The sequence below is a fragment of the Aeromonas sp. 600948 genome (genome assembly GCF_049174875.1).
In the GTDB taxonomy this organism is placed as follows: Bacteria; Pseudomonadota; Gammaproteobacteria; order Enterobacterales; family Aeromonadaceae; genus Aeromonas; species Aeromonas veronii_A.
On the sequence record NZ_JAAKTY010000007.1, the window covers coordinates 112,541 to 125,329 of the forward strand.

Annotated in this window: 10 protein-coding genes; 6 read left to right on the forward strand and 4 right to left on the reverse strand. The window is 58.8% G+C overall.

Annotation, left to right across the window (positions count from 1 at the left end):
* Window positions 1-52: 52 nt before the first annotated feature.
* Window positions 53-1,384, reverse strand: a complete 1,332-nt coding sequence (locus G5182_RS08470; protein ID WP_216952313.1) for an aspartate aminotransferase family protein — start codon at window positions 1,382-1,384, stop codon at window positions 53-55.
* Window positions 1,385-1,570: 186 nt separating this feature from the next.
* Between G5182_RS08470 and G5182_RS08475 the strand changes: the two genes are divergently transcribed.
* The 5 genes from G5182_RS08475 (at window position 1,571) to G5182_RS08495 (ending at window position 6,312) form a co-directional block, all read left to right on the forward strand.
* Window positions 1,571-2,113, forward strand: a complete 543-nt coding sequence (locus G5182_RS08475; protein WP_042012327.1) for a cupin domain-containing protein — start codon at window positions 1,571-1,573, stop codon at window positions 2,111-2,113.
* Window positions 2,114-2,238: 125 nt separating this feature from the next.
* Complete coding sequence (locus G5182_RS08480) at window positions 2,239-3,735, forward strand: aldehyde dehydrogenase (RefSeq protein WP_216952314.1); 1,497 nt, start codon at window positions 2,239-2,241, stop codon at window positions 3,733-3,735.
* A gap of 125 nt (window positions 3,736-3,860) precedes the next feature.
* Complete coding sequence (locus G5182_RS08485; RefSeq protein ID WP_005341999.1) at window positions 3,861-4,031, forward strand: hypothetical protein; 171 nt, start codon at window positions 3,861-3,863, stop codon at window positions 4,029-4,031.
* 118 nt (window positions 4,032-4,149) lie between these two features.
* Window positions 4,150-5,073: an EamA family transporter RarD gene (gene rarD / locus G5182_RS08490; protein WP_421254325.1), complete on the forward strand. Its 924-nt coding sequence runs from the start codon at window positions 4,150-4,152 to the stop codon at window positions 5,071-5,073.
* A gap of 129 nt (window positions 5,074-5,202) precedes the next feature.
* The gene (locus G5182_RS08495) at window positions 5,203-6,312 is read left to right on the forward strand and encodes a YeeE/YedE thiosulfate transporter family protein (RefSeq protein WP_216952316.1); all 1,110 of its coding nucleotides are present in this window, start codon (window positions 5,203-5,205) and stop codon (window positions 6,310-6,312) included.
* Window positions 6,313-6,441: 129 nt separating this feature from the next.
* Here the strand turns inward: G5182_RS08495 and mgtA are convergent, their stop codons facing one another.
* The 3 genes from mgtA to G5182_RS08510 all read right to left on the reverse strand — a co-directional run bounded on the left by mgtA (window position 6,442) and on the right by G5182_RS08510 (window position 12,213).
* On the reverse strand, window positions 6,442-9,204 hold the full coding sequence (mgtA, locus tag G5182_RS08500; protein WP_421254326.1) for a magnesium-translocating P-type ATPase: 2,763 nt from the start codon (window positions 9,202-9,204) through the stop codon (window positions 6,442-6,444).
* 1,221 nt (window positions 9,205-10,425) lie between these two features.
* Window positions 10,426-11,520 carry a porin OmpA gene (gene ompA, locus G5182_RS08505; RefSeq protein WP_216952325.1) on the reverse strand — a complete coding sequence of 365 codons (1,095 nt, stop codon included), beginning with the start codon at window positions 11,518-11,520 and terminating at the stop codon, window positions 10,426-10,428.
* A gap of 126 nt (window positions 11,521-11,646) precedes the next feature.
* A complete protein-coding gene (locus tag G5182_RS08510; RefSeq protein ID WP_182963048.1) occupies window positions 11,647-12,213 on the reverse strand; it encodes a TetR/AcrR family transcriptional regulator in 567 nt (188 codons plus the stop codon).
* 76 nt (window positions 12,214-12,289) lie between these two features.
* Between G5182_RS08510 and G5182_RS08515 the strand changes: the two genes are divergently transcribed.
* Window positions 12,290-12,742: an HPP family protein gene (locus G5182_RS08515; protein ID WP_227342965.1), complete on the forward strand. Its 453-nt coding sequence runs from the start codon at window positions 12,290-12,292 to the stop codon at window positions 12,740-12,742.
* The last annotated feature ends 47 nt before the right edge of the window (window positions 12,743-12,789 follow it).

Here is a 12,789-nt window from a genome sequence, read left to right on the forward strand (position 1 = left end):
TGCGCTGAACAAGACAACGCAAGGCCCCGCCAGCGCGGGGCCATCAAATGGGTTAGGGTTGTGCCTGCAGGGCATCCTGCAGCAGGGTGAAGAGATCATCGATCTGGCTGCGCTCGATGATGAGGGGTGGCGACAGGGCGATGATGTCGCCGGTCACCCTGATCAGCGCCCCCTTCTCGAAGCAGCGGACAAACACCTCATAGGCGCGCTTGCCCGGCGCATCCGGCATGGATTCAAGTTCGATACCGGCCACCAGCCCGTAGTTGCGCACATCCTTCACATGCTTGCAGCCCTTCAGCGAATGGGCCGCCTCCTCCCAGTAGCCCGCCAGATCCGCGGCGCGGCTAAGCAGGTTCTCGTTGCGATAGATCTCGAGGGTCGCCAGACCCGCAGCAGCAGCCACCGGATGACCGGAATAGGTGTAGCCGTGGAACAGCTCGATAGCCCCCTTACCTGCCGCCATCATGTCGTCATAAATATGCTTTTGCACCAGCACAGCTCCCATGGGGATAGCGCCGTTGGTGAGCCCCTTGGCGCAGGTGATCATGTCGGGGATGACATCGAACTCCTGCGCGGCGAAGGGAGAGCCAAGGCGACCGAAACCGGTGATCACCTCGTCAAAAATCAGCAGGATGCCGTGTTTGGTGCAGATCTCCCGCAGCCGCTTGAGGTAGCCTTTGGGCGGCATCAGCACGCCGGTACTGCCGGCGATGGGTTCGACGATCACCGCCGCTATGTTGCTGGCATCGTGCAGAAAAACGATCTTCTCCAGCTCGTCGGCCAGCGCCACATCCTCCTCAGGCAACCCTTTGGTGAAGGCATTTTTGGCGATGTTGAGGGTATGGGGCAAATGATCCACCCCGGTCAGCAGGGAGCCAAACCACTTGCGATTGCCAGGAATGCCCCCCACCGAGATGCCGCCAAAGCCAACCCCGTGATAACCCCGCTCGCGACCAATCAGCCGGGTGCGGGTGCCCTGACCGCGAGCCCGCTGCCAGGCCAGTGCGATTTTGAGCGCGGTATCAACCGACTCTGAGCCGGAGTTGGTATAGAAGACATGGCCAAAGCCCTGGGGAGCGATCTCCACCAGCCGGTTGGCCAGCTCGAACGGCAACGGGTGGCCCATCTGGAAAGTGGGGGCGAAATCGAGGTGGGAAATCTGCTGGGAGACCGCCTCGGCAATCTCGCGCCGACCATGGCCCGCGTTGCAACACCAGAGTCCGGCAGTGCCATCCAGTATCTTGCGGCCATCCTCTGAGTGATAATACATCCCCTCCGCCGACTTCAGGATGCGCGGCGCCGCCTTGAACTGCTGGTTGGCGGTGAACGGCATCCAGAAGGCGGACATGTCGGAGGGAGTATTGATGTCGCTGATCGGTTTCATGGTCACCTCATCCTTAAGGTGTTTAGCAACTATTGGCCATTGCCTATTAAATTAAACACCTGAATCCATAAAAAAGGGCTCATTATCGCCCTGTCTGATGCCACCCCTAGCTAGATGACTCTACAGGGTGGTATAAGATATTTAACACAAATTTAATAATAGTAAACAGTCAAGGAGTGTCTATCGATGGATATCGGTCACCGTCTCAAGGCGGTTCGCACCAAGGCGGCCCTCTCCCAGCGCGAGCTGGCCAAACGCTCGGGCGTGACCAACGGATTCATCTCCCAGATCGAAAAGAATCAGGTGAGCCCGTCAGTTGCCTCCCTGCGCAAGGTGCTGGAAGGGATCCCCATGTCACTGGCCAGCTTCTTTACTGACGAGACCGAAATGGACTCCGAAGTGATCTTTCGCGCCGCCGATATGCCGGATCTCGGCACTCACCCCATCAGCTACCGGCTGGTGGGCCACAGCCGTGCCAACCGTGCCATCGGCATGTTGCAGGAGGTGCTGCCACCGGGCGCCGACACTGGCGACGACATGCTGAGCCACGAGGGTGAAGAGTGCGGCATCGTTATCAAGGGCGAGGTTGAAGTGACCGTGGGTGAGCAGATCTACCTGCTGACACCGGGGGACGGCTACTACTTTGACAGCCGCACTCCTCACCGTTTTCGCAATGTGGGCGAGCAGGAGTGCGTATTGATTTCGGCCAATACCCCCGCCAGTTTCTAACAGGGTGATAAGGGGTCAGCCAGCCGCCAATGTTTAATGAATTGTTACAAAATGGATTTACAAGTGGCAGGATGTTTAGCATATTGATACGCGGACAATGACTTTTGCCGGTTCAAGGAGTGAACATGAGTGACCTGACCCTGGCCCAGTGGCAACACAAGGCCGCCCATCTGACCCTGCCCTCACAAGCCTTTATCAACGGTAGCTATCGGGATGCCGTCAATGGTGCCACCTTCGACTGTATCAACCCGGCCAACGGCAAGCTGCTGACCAAGGTAGCAGCCTGCAATGCCGCCGATGCCGAGCTGGCGGTACAGGCCGCGCGTGATGCCTTCAACGACAAGCGCTGGAGCGGCCTGCCGCCGAAACAGCGCAAGCTGATCATGCAGCGCTTCGCCGAACTGATGCGTCTCAACAAGGTGGAGCTGGCACTGCTGGAGTCGCTGGACATGGGCAAACCCATCGGCGATGCCATGGGCTACGATGCCCCTGCCGCCGCCAACTGCATCGCCTGGAACGCCGAAGCGATCGACAAGATCTACGATCAGGTCGCGCCGGTCGAGGAATCCGCCCTGGCGCTGGTGACCCGGGAACCGCTCGGGGTCGTTGCCGCCATCGTGCCGTGGAACTTCCCGCTGGTGATGGCCTGCTGGAAGCTGGGGCCGGCGCTCGCTACCGGCAACTCGGTCATTCTCAAACCTTCCGAAAAGTCCCCCCTGACCGCCTTGCGTATCGCAGGTCTGGCCAAGGAGGCAGGCATTCCTGACGGCGTGTTCAACGTGCTGCCGGGCTTTGGCCATACCGTGGGCGAGGCGCTGGCCATGCACATGGATGTGGATTGCATCACCTTCACCGGATCCACCAAAATCGGCAAGCACCTGGTGGAGTGTTCCGGCAAGTCCAACCTCAAGCGCGCCTTTATGGAGTGCGGCGGCAAGAGCCCCAACATCATACTGGCGGATGCGCTGGACCTGGATACCGCGGCCAAGAGCGCCGCTGGCGCCATCTTCTACAACCAGGGCGAGGTGTGTACCGCCGCCTCTCGCCTGCTGGTGCAAAACAGCATCAAGCCGCAATTTATGGAGCGACTGCTGGCCCATGCCCGCGAGTGGATCTCAGCCAACCCGCTCGACCCTGCGACCCGCATCGGCGCCATGGTGGATCACATCCAGATGGAGCAGGTGCTGCGCTATGTCGAGATTGGCAAGCAGGAGGGAGCCAAGCTACTGCTGGGAGGCAAACGCACCAATCTTGAGAGCGGCGGCTTCTATATCGAGCCCACCATCTTCGACGAGGTGACACCCGAGATGCGGATCTTCCGCGAGGAGATTTTCGGCCCTGTGCTGGCAGTGACCGGTTTCGACACGCTCGAAGAGGCCATTGCACTGGGCAACGACACCGACTACGGGCTGGCAGCAGCGATCTGGACCGCGGATCTCAACAAGGCGGTGAAGGGTTCCCGCGCCCTGCGTGCTGGCACCGTATTCGTCAACAACTGGGATGGCGGCGACATGACCATGCCGTTTGGTGGCTTCAAGCAGTCTGGTAACGGTCGTGACAAGTCGCTGCACGCGCTGGAGAAGTACACCGAGCTGAAAAGTACCTGGATCCAGCTCGAATAAAGGTATAAATAGCCATCATCATCAGCAATGGGGGAGAAATCCCCCCTTTTGCATTTTGGTCTTCCATCAGGCGGCACAATCGATATAATCATCAAATAAGCAAACCATTAAATATAAAGACAAAAATGCTATTTTTTCTGGGAAGCGTACTTTTTCTGGTGATCGGGTTGCCCCTGCTGTTTTTCGTGCTGGGGCACGGCGAGGCCTACGTGACCTGGGGCCCCTGGATCTCCGCCATCGCCCTGATGTTGTGGCTGTTGATGGACGTCGACAAGATCCGTCGCGGCAAAGGCTGACCAGCTTCCAACCGTATTCTCAAACTTCGTTTATTCGCTTCTTTCCTCGATAAAGGATCGCTACACTGATTTTTTGCGATGTTTTCCCGCATCCAACGCTTCAGTAAAGGTCATCCGCATGCCGCAACAGATCCAGCGCCAGGGCGTCATCTACGCCCTGTGCGCCTATACCCTTTGGGGCATAGCCCCCATCTATTTCAAGACCATCTCTGCCGTCCCGGCCGCTGAAATTCTGACCCACAGGATGATCTGGTCCTGCGTGCTGCTGATGGTGCTCACCCTGGCTGGCCACCAGTGGCACAAGGTGCAGGCAGTGCTGCGTCAGCCAAAAGTGCTGCTCACCCTAGCTTTTACCTCGGTCACCGTTGGCGGCAACTGGCTGCTGTTTATCTGGGCCATCAACAACGGCCACATGCTGGATGCCAGCCTCGGCTACTACATCAACCCGCTGTTCAACGTGCTGCTGGGGATGGTGTTTCTGAGCGAGAAACTGCGCCGCCTGCAGTGGTGGGCGGTGGCGCTGGCCTTTGCCGGGGTGACGATCCAGCTTATCGCCTTTGGCTCCCTGCCCTGGATTGCACTGGTGTTGGCATCGAGCTTCGCCATCTATGGCCTGGTGCGCAAAAAACTGGCCCTCGATGCACTTACCGGTCTGCTGATCGAAACCATGATCATGCTGCCACCGGCAGCAATCTATCTGTGGGGCATTGCCGACAGCCCCACCAGCCATCTCACCCAGAACGACTGGCACCTCAACCTGCTGCTGATCGCTGCTGGCGCCGTCACCACAGCCCCTCTGCTCTGCTTCACCGCCGCCGCGACACGGCTCAAGCTCTCCACCCTGGGCTTCTTCCAGTACATAGGCCCCAGCCTGATGTTCATCCTCGCTGTCACTCTCTACGGCGAGGAGCTGGCAATGGACAAGGCTCTTACTTTCGCCTGTATCTGGAGCGCGCTGCTGATCTTCACGCTGGATGGGCTGCGCAACGGCAAGCGTCCTGCTGCAACGAGCAATATAAAGCCTTCAAAATCAAATCAGTAGCTAACAAAGTCATCAGAAGCGATATGCCATTTTCTCGCCCCCTGACCTGTTAAACCGGTAGCCTTGGACTCAATGTGGGAATAGGATCCGCACTCCCTATTCTCCATCCAGCTATAAGGAATTACAGCTATGACTCGAAAATGGTCGCTCCCCATCGTGGCAATCGCGGGGGGAGCGTTACTCTGGCTTGGCAACACCTTTGGTATGAAATGGGCCCTGATGGCCCTGATCGGATTCGGCTTTGGCTTCACCCTCTCCTTCAGCCGCTTCGGCATCGTGTTCGGTTGGCGCGAAATGCTGACCAAGCGCAACAGTTACTATGTGCGGGTTCACCTGCTCACCATCGCCATCGAAATTCTGCTGTTCACCACCTTCCTCTCCTTTAGTCACGCCCTGTTTGGCGATGCCATGGTGGGCAACGTGATGGCTATCGGCATTCCCTTCATCGTCGGTGCCTTCCTGTTCGGCATCGGCATGCAGCTGGCAGGCGTCTGTGCCACCGGCACTCTTTATTGCTGCGGCGAGGGACAACCCCGCTTCTGGCTGGTGCTGATCTGCTACGGAATCGGCACCCTCATCAGCAACCAGTTCCGCCCCGAACTGGAGGCCACCTTCTCCAGCCATGTGGTGCTGGCCAAGGATTTGACCGGCAATATCTGGAGCGGCATGCTGCTCAACCTGGCGCTGGTCGCCGCGCTGTTCCTGCTGTTTCGCAACAGCGAACTCAAGCGTACCGGCGAACTCAAGCCCCTCTTCAGCGGCGGCAACCTGTTCTGGCGCGATGGCCGCTTCACCGTGCTGACCGGCGGCATCATCATCGCCATACTCAACTCCACTGTCGTCGCCCTGCACGGCTCGGCCTGGACCATCACAGGCGCCGTCTATGACATGGCGCTGCGCGGCGCCTCTCTGTTCGGCCTGTTCGAGGGCAACCCCAAGCTGGCCCAGCCACTCTTCATCAATCCCATGGTCGGCATGTTCTGGCTCGGCATTCTGGGGGCCATGCTGGCGCGCTGCATCAGCGGTGGCGGAAACTTCGCCCCGATGCGGATCGGCAACAGTCTGGCATCCATCCTCGGCGGCCTGCTGATGGGGATGGGCGCCATGTACAGCGCCTGCAACCTCGGCGGCTTCTTCGACGGCACCGCCTCCGGCAGCCTGCACGGCTGGGTCTGGATGCTGATGGCCCTCGCCGGCAGCCTGATCGGTATTCGCCTGCGCCCGCTGTTCAAGCTCTAAGCCACAGGCCGGTACTCGCCAACAAGGGAGTCGGGTCACACCAAATAAAGAGAGCCAGTCCGCTTGCGTGGGCTGGCTCTCTTTTTTCTGTCGCGCCGGGATCACACCGGCCCGTCAGCTAGCACGTCATCAGAACCACTGGCCGTGGCGCTTGATGTAGATGCTCTTGACGGTCTGGGTCAGCCCCATGTAGGCCAGCATGGTAATCACCAACCACATGAAGTACTTGGGCCCATCCAGATTGATGAAACCGAAGTGCTCAGCCACAGGCGAGAAGGGCAGGTAGCAGCCGATGGCAATGGCGATCGAGGTGGAGAGCAGCACCGGCAGGGTAGCGGTACTCTGCAGGAACGGGATCTTGCGGGTACGCAGCATATGTACCACCAGCGTTTGCGACACCAACCCCTCGATGAACCAGCCGGAGTTCATGATGGCCTGACCGTTGACCAGCGGATCCATACTGCCGTTGGCGGTGGCATAGAGGGCGCCAGCACCGAACACGAACCACATCAGGCAATAGGTACTGATATCGAACACCGACGAGGTCGGGCCAAGCCAGAGCATGAAGCGCTTGATGTTGCTCGCCTCCCACTTGCGCGGTCGCTTGAGGAACTCGGGATCCATCTTGTCCCACGGCAGCAGCATCTGGGAGACGTCATACACCAGATTCTGGATCAGCATCTGCATCGCCAGCATGGGTGCCCATGGCAGCCAGGCGGAAGCCACCAGCACCGAGAAGACGTTGCCGAAGTTGGAACTGGCGGTCATGTTGAGGTACTTGAGGATGTTGCCAAAGGTCTCGCGCCCCTTGATCACCCCCTCCTCCAGCACCATCAGACTCTTCTCCAGCAGGATGATGTCGGCGGTCTCCTTGGCGATGTCGGCACCGCTGTCCACCGAGATCCCTACGTCCGCATCCCGCAGCGCCGGCGCATCGTTGATGCCGTCACCGAGGAAACCGACGGTGTTGCCGTTGGCCTGCAGCGCCTTAACCACCCGCGACTTCTGCAGCGGGGTGAGCTTGGCGAAGATGGTGGTCTGCTTGACCACCTCGCACAACGCCACGTCATCCATTCCTTCGATATCCTTGCCGAGCAGCGGTAAGCCGGGCTCCAGCCCTACGTCACGACACACCTTGCTGGTGATGATGGGATTGTCACCGGTCAGCACCTTGACCGCCACACCATAGTCGTTCAGCGCACGGATGGCCGGTGCGGCCGAATCCTTGGGCGGATCGAAGAAGGTGAGGAAGCCGCGCACCACCAGATTGACCTCATCACTGGTACGATAGCTCTGCTTGCACTCGCCTGCCGAGATCTCGCGGGTCGCCACGATCAATACCCGATAGCCCTCGGCATTGAACTCCTCGCTCTGGCGCAGCAGGGCAAGGCGATCGGCGTCGGTCAGATCCCGCACCTCCTGGCCATCGGCGATCTGGCTGGAGACGGCCAGCATCTCTTCCACCGCCCCCTTGGAGACCATCAGCTGCTGGCCACGCTCATCCTGTACGATCACCGACAGACGGCGGCGCACGAAGTCGAATGGCAACTCATCCACCTTGCTGTAACCAGCCGGCTTGCAGCCAGCTCCCAGCACATCGGCATGCTCGATCACCGCGATGTCCATCAGGTTCTTCATGCCGCTCTGATGATAACTGTTGAGCCAGGCCAGCTGCAGGATCCGGTCGTCCCGGTTGCCACGCACGTCGTAGTGGTGCTCGAGGATGATCTTGTCCTGGGTCAGGGTACCTGTCTTGTCGGTGCAGAGCACGTCCATGGCACCGAAGTTCTGCACCGAGTTGAGCCGTTTGACCACCACCTTGCGCTTGGCCATGGCCACCGCCCCTCGCGCCAGGTTGGCGGAGACGATCATCGGCAGCATCTCGGGGGTGAGCCCTACCGCCACCGCCAGCGCGAAGGTGAGCGCCGACATCCAGTCACCACTGCTGATACCACTGAGCATGAAGACGATGGGCACCATCACCAGCATGAAGCGGATCAGCAGCCTGGTGACGCTGTTGACGCCGCGATCGAAACTGGTCTCGATGCGCTTGTGGCTCACCACGTTGCGGGCCAGCGAACCGAAGTAGGTGTCGCTGCCGGTGGCCACCACCACAGCCTTGGCTGTACCGCTCACCACGTTGGTGCCCATGAAGCAGATGTTGGGCTGATCGAGCAACCCCACGTCCCCTGTGCTGTTGCCGTCTGCCGACTTCTCGGCCACAGCTCCCAGAGTGTCATACTTCTCTACCGGCAGTGCTTCACCGGTCAGCACCGCCTGGCTGATGAAGAGATCGCGGGATTCGATCAGCTTGATGTCGGCGGGGATCATGTCTCCCGCCTGCAAGTGCACTATGTCTCCGGCCACCAGCTCGGTCATTGCCACCTCCTTGCGCTGGGGGGTAGCGCCCGGCGAGGGACGACGCTGTACAGTGGCAGTGTTGCGCACCAGTGACTTGAGCGCCTCGGCCGCCTTGGCGGAACGGTACTCCTGCCAGAAGCGCAGCAGACCGCTCAGGCCCACCATGACACCGAGGATGATCACCTTGACCCAGTCCTCATCACCCGGCTCGGCCATCAGCACGTCCATCACGTAACTGACCAGCCCAAGCACCATCAAGACCATCACAAACGGGTTTTTGAACGCCTGCAGCAGCTGGATCAATGGATGGGGCGGCTTGTCGTGGGTCACCTCGTTGGGGCCAAACTGGACCAGACGGTTGGCCGCCTCGGTCGCGGTCAGGCCGTCGATATTGCCGCGCACGGCAGTGAGGGTGTATTCGAGGGACTTGTCGGCCTCGTCGAGCACCCGGGAGGAGAGCTTCTCATTGGCACGGCCCGGGGCGACGAACCCCTGTTGCTTGTGCCGGCTGGCAGTATGTTGTTGCTTCATAACTTTAAATCCTGATTTTCGCTTGCAGAAGGGCCCTGTCGCGGGCCAGGCCAGGCGTCAGTACTGATATCGAAAGCTGTGAACCCGACTCGTTGCCGGCACGCTCAACTGGCGCGCACGGGGCGGCTCGTCAGACAAATGTCTGCCGTCGAGCTAACCAGCATGGTTGGGTCAGATCAGGGGTCAGAACACCGCATCCCGTCCCCGCAGGGGGGATCAGGAGTGGGGAGGCGTGAACCCCGAGGGTCGAGGTTTGGGCTCTTCGGTCATACGATATCCTCCGAGTGGGGTGGAGAGAGGGCCGGACGAACCATGGACAGCGATACACACTGTCGTTGGCAGGCATGGCCGCGAGTCTGCATTATCAGCGGACCAATCCGGTGATCCCGCAACTAGAGCGGCATCACCCATAAAGAAAATCAGGATTACGACAGTTTGAAATAACTGGATGCGGGCAGGAAATAGTATCAGTGATATCTGGCGGGTAAGAACATCGGAGAAAACCACGCCTATAGAAATATTACAGCGCGACCCTTGCCACCGCCGAAATATATTAATCAATCACATCATTTATTTTAATGTGCAACCTGCCATATCGAAAACGAAATAGTTTTCAATATGAGATTATCCATCTTGTTATTTTACGCTTGATCCCTTCCCGACCACGGCACGGATGCATGGTTCCGACGCTGTGACGGCCCTGACGGGCAGTACCGGGATGCATGATGAAGCGTTCAATTGCAGGGGTCGCGAGGCGCGCATGGCTCGCAGATGAGCGGAACGATCCAGATTTACAACCGGAATCCCTGATGAAGGCGGGATAAAGAGGTTGTGAGAGTCGATGCTGACTCATATAGATGCTGCACTCTATGCTTGTGATTCGAGCAATCAGAGTGAGAGAGAAGATAAAATATTCGGCCTCAGCTCTGGTAAACCCGCATCGCGATTTGCAATCGGCTACAACTGTCGCAGTCCATAATATTTACCTGTCTATTGATAACACGCAGAGATTCTAACCAAAAGGATCTTCAGGCGCAAAGTTTAATTCTATTTTTTTACCCTGTAATTTCCTGGAAATATAATAACTATTCCTATTAGGAAAAGATTCGATAACTCATGATGTTGGCAAATCAGGTCTGCACCACCATCCGATCACGCTGACCATAGAAAACGGGAGGCCTGGCCTCCCGTTCTTCTCGAATCCCATCTCTAGCCGCAGCATCACTGCGCCGGCTGGGAAACCCCTTCCAGATGGATTTCAACCCGACGATCCGGTGCCAGACAGGCAATCAGCTCCTGTTTGGAACGGCTGGCGCAGTTGTTGCCAGTAACCGGATTGGCCTTGCCACGCCCTTCGACCCGCACCTTGTCAGCATACAAGCCTTTGGCTACCAGATAGCTGGCCACGCTCTGGGCCCGCTTCTCGGAGAGGGCCAGGTTGTAGTTGTCGGAGCCGATGCGGTCGGTATAACCGACCACGGTCGCGACGCCATCCTTCGGATTGGCCGCCACAATCTGGCTGAACAGGGCATCGAGCGCCTGGCTGGCGGCTGGTTTCAGGGTCGCCTTGTTGAACTCGAACAGCACATCGGAACTCAGGCTGAAGGTCTTGGGCTCCACCACCACAGCCGGGGCAGGCTCGGCTGCCGGAGCTGGCGCCGGCACAGCAACCTCACCCCCTTGCTGACCGAAACGATAGAGCATGCCGAACGAAATCAGGCCGTTATCCAGCTCGATGCCTGAGCGATCGAGAGAGGCATCTCCCAGCGGCGTAGTGTACTGGTACTCCAGACGGGCGGCCCAGTCACGATCGATGGCGTACTCGGCACCCAGCGCCCCGACAAATGCGGCGCCATGCTTTTTACCGGTCTCGCTGCTATTGGCGAAGCTGATCTCGCTATCCGTCCAGGCATAGGCACCGCCGAGCCGGCCATAAAGATCGAGCACATTCGTTGCCGGGAAGCTGATCTTCATGGTGGCCTGAATCATCTGGCTCTTGGCTTCGGTATTGAGGGTATTGGCGCCGGTGCCCGAGGTGGTGTCGTATTTGCCAAGCCAGTCATAACCCAGCTCGAACCCCAGGTTGGGGTTGAGCTGGTAACCGGCGAACAGACCCAGACCCAGATCATCCGTGTTCTCGCTGGTATTACCCAACGTCTGGGCAATCGACTCGGCATACTGGTTGTGGTCAACGCCATAGTAATTGGACCAACCGGCCTTGCCACCGACATACCAGGTATTGTCCTGAGCAGCGGCCTGCACGGCTCCGGCCGCCAGCAAACCACTGACCAATACGGCAAGCATGGATTTATTCATATTTTCGCCTCTGCAATAAGTCGTTATGGGCGCCTGAGTGCGCACTCTTCCCTGTGTGAAGCCGTCAGGCGGCCTCTCCGCTATTCAGGGTATCCCATCCGAACGCAGCCTCAAATGACCAGCATCTCAGGAGTGTGAAGCGGCCTGCATTATCGCGCCATCGTCGGCCAAAATGGTCTTTGCCAGCATTCTGGCCTGCTCCAACGCCAGTGGCTGCTGATAGCTGTGAGCCATCACGATCGCCCCCTCCAGCAACAGGCAAAGCTCGGTGGCCTGTGCCAGAGAACAGTTGAGCTGGTTTATCACCCAGCCCAATAACGCCTGCTTGTGGGCCATCACCAGCTTGCGCACCGGATGGCGTGGGTCGGCAAACTCGGCGCTGGCGTTGATAAAGTTGCAGCCATAGAAATCAGAGCGGCCAAACCACGCCGCGAAACCATCGAACAGCGCCTGGAGGCGAGCTTCACGTCCGCTCACACCGGCCAGCCGCTGGTCAAGCAAGGCGAAGAACTCCCGGTCACGAGCGAGCAGCACCTCCTCAATCAAGGCATCCTTGGTCGGGAAGTGGCGATAGAGGGTGCGCTTGGTACTCCCCGCCTCGGCCCAGATGCGATCTATGCCGGTGGCATGAAAGCCATGACGGTTGAACAGACGGTAGGCCGTCGCCACCAGTTGTTGACGCTTCTCACTCATGATTTGCCTCTTGAAGTACACCGATCTGTCTACCTAATGTGCCTAATCAGTTCTGGCAAACCAAGAGGAAAGCATGATGACAAAATGGTATGGCCCGTTATGGGCAGGTGTGGGCGCCGCACTCACCATCGGCATATTGGGATGGCTCAATCTGAGCTGGCATGTCGCGCTAGTCATGGCACCTTTCGGGGCCAGCTGTGTGTTGTTGTTTTCCCTGCCAGATAGTCCGCTGGCGCGCCCCAAAAACGTGCTGGGTGGACACCTGCTGACGGCCTGCGTCGGACTGGTCATCGGCCTGCTTCCCCTCCCTGCTGAAATGCAGATGGCTCTGGCAACCGGGCTGGCCATCGCCCTGATGCAGGGACTGAATATTCTTCACCCTCCGGCGGGCGCCAATCCCTTGCTGATCCTGATGACAGGACAAGAGCCAGCCTTCCTGTGGCAAACGGTGCTGCCCGGCACCCTGCTGCTGATGGCACTGGCCCATGGATTTCAATGGCTCAGACAGAAGTTCCCAATTGCAGCCTAAAAACAGAGGGAGGACAACGCCTCCCTCCTGCTTCATCGCGATCCCGC